Source organism: Fimbriimonadaceae bacterium, assembly GCA_019638775.1.
In the GTDB taxonomy this organism is placed as follows: Bacteria; Armatimonadota; Fimbriimonadia; order Fimbriimonadales; family Fimbriimonadaceae; genus JAHBTD01.
Map to the genome: position 1 here is coordinate 1 of JAHBTD010000094.1, position 1756 is coordinate 1756.

The window sequence follows — 1756 nt, forward strand, 5'->3', positions numbered from 1 at the left end:
GCAGTTTTTGAAACGCTCGGTGTATCAATGGTTTCCCCAATTTTAACTGCGAAAACAGGTGCTTGGACGCTTTCCATTGATTCGATGGATTCGAGGAGTATAGGTGGGTTTTGAAAATTTTTAGCACAAATTTAGCACAGCATGCGAATCGAATTTTCAGGCTGCTACTGCTCAAATGGCTTTCATCTCATTGTCCAATGCTCTGTGCAAATTGAGCCGTTGAGGCAAACGGACCAGCCTCCTCGCTCCTTCTTGCCAAATGTAATTTTCGGGACACTCACAGACCGTTCTTTCTGCTCAAGACCGTCAATTAGCACAGAAAACTTGGCATCTGGTTTTGGAGCGATGATGTTGAACGCAATCCCAAAGCACATCTCGCCGATCACGAAAAAAGTGGCGTGCTCGCTTTTGTGAAATTCAGGATTAAAAATTCCGGAGCAAAACCTCGTAGGATCGTCTTCTGTGGCCATGAATGGTCCGGTGAATCTTTCAGGAAGCAATAGTTGCCCTCCCTCCAGCTCTAGACCGACCTGAAATGGATCGAAAACGAATTCCTTAACCTCCGGGTTAAGATGGACGCCTATCCAAAATGGAGAACCACCAGTGTGCTCCCAAATGGGAATGAAAGGGACCACAGGTCCGACCAAGCCGAATGAATCACCATTGTGAGCAACTACTTGAATCGCTATTCCTGGCAGATTGAGAATGGGATACTTTTTCCCATCATCATCATCAGCATCGCTACCTCCAACAAAAGTTGGCCAGCTGTATGTGCCATGGCCAATCGCAACACAGCCTCCAATGTTAAAAAGACTGCCTATCGTCAAAAGGATCAAAAAGGCCTTCCAATAAATCGGGGATGCACCTTTGTAATTCATGGCGTTCATTTGACTTGCTGGAATTAGAAATCGAGAAAGAACATTTGGGGGACTCTTGGTGCTTCTAACGCTTCGAGGAGATTCTGTCCCGTCAGTTGGTGCAAGAAATTGAATCCTTTCTTGAAACTATTTAGCACAAATTTAGCACAGGATTTGGAGTGCCTCCCTTCCCTGAGACCGTCAGTCAGGGCCAGCGACGGCCCAACTCATTTTGCAGGCTAATGGGCGTTCTTGCGACAAGTGGTGAGATTTGGACGCCGTTTGAGTAGAATAGGCATCTACCGATGCACTGCCGCCAATGGGCGAATGCAGGGGGAGGGTTTTCCGATGCGACAAACAATCAAGGCCCGCTATCATGACGGAGTGTTACAGCCGTTGGAACCTCTTGCGTTGGCTGATGACGCCGAAGTGCAGGTCACCGTCGACACCGACCTTGCGCTCGGTGCGGACGAAATTCTGCGGCGTGCGGCGCTGGTCTATCAAGGGCTGAGCGCCGACGAGATCACGCAGGTCGAGTCCATCGCGTTAGATCGGCAACACTTCTTCCGTGAGCCGGCTGCCTGATGCCGCAACCGGCTGTCCTCCTTGATACCGATATTCTCTCCGAACTTCTCAAACAACATCCCCTCGTCGTGCAGCGGGTACGGAACTATCTGGGGGAGCACCAGCGGCTGGCCTTCTCGATCATCACGCGCTACGAACTCCTGCGGGGACTGAAGGCGAAACAGGCACGGACTCAAGAGGCGGCTTTCACGTTGCTCTGCCAAGCCAGTCTCATTCTCCCGATCACTGACCAAGTCGTCGAGCGTGCGGCGACGTTATACGGCGATCTCCATCGACAGGGGGCCTTGTTGCCCGATGCAGACCTGCTCATTGCC

At 51.0% G+C, this 1756-nt stretch carries 3 protein-coding genes; 2 read left to right on the forward strand and 1 reads right to left on the reverse strand.

The genetic code is table 11. The features are described 5' to 3' along the window. Positions 1-182 precede the first annotated feature (182 nt). Positions 183-878, reverse strand: a complete 696-nt coding sequence (locus KF784_20180) for a hypothetical protein (GenBank protein MBX3121376.1) — start codon at positions 876-878, stop codon at positions 183-185. Between the two features lie 363 nt (positions 879-1241). Here KF784_20180 and KF784_20185 point away from each other — a divergent pair, with 363 nt between their 5' ends. Both KF784_20185 and KF784_20190 read left to right on the forward strand, forming a co-directional pair. Further along, on the forward strand, positions 1242-1442 hold the full coding sequence (locus tag KF784_20185) for a hypothetical protein (GenBank protein MBX3121377.1): 201 nt from the start codon (positions 1242-1244) through the stop codon (positions 1440-1442). Beyond that, on the forward strand, positions 1442-1756 hold a 315-nt coding region (locus KF784_20190), incomplete at its 3' end, for a PIN domain-containing protein (protein MBX3121378.1). The genes KF784_20185 and KF784_20190, both read left to right, overlap by 1 nt.